We start from the raw sequence: 385 nt of genomic DNA on the forward strand, positions 1-385 counted from the left end.
TTGGTTGATAATACCGGAATCTATTCTAAAACCGCCTGTGTTTGGTCCTACAATAACACCAGCTAATAAGTATCCCACAAGTGGTGAGATACGCAAACGACTGGCAATCATTCCTAAAAGAAATGCTAAGCATAAACCTGCAACGATTGTTGTAATAAGTGGCGTATCATGGAGCATAATATTTATGACTTTTTCAAAAAAAATGAATTCATTAAAGCGACTATAGCTTTTTTTATAAGAAAAGAGGAATGGTATTTCATATATGAATTAACGTGGCATTTTTATTGTAGTGTCGTGTTTGTGTGATTATTTCTTTTACGCCACCAATTCCCAAGTAGTAGTAAAATAGGAGCAGCAATAAAGATTGAAGACGATGTTGCAATAA

At 34.0% G+C, this 385-nt stretch carries 1 pseudogene; it reads right to left on the minus strand.

The annotated features are described in order from the left end of the window. Positions 1-177 (minus strand): annotated as a pseudogene (locus tag ACFINS_RS10415) (sodium:proton antiporter); the annotation flags it as partial. Positions 178-385: the final 208 nt, after the last annotated feature.

This window comes from Bartonella sp. AA2SXKL, assembly GCF_042197205.1.
GTDB lineage: Bacteria > Pseudomonadota > Alphaproteobacteria > Rhizobiales > Rhizobiaceae > Bartonella.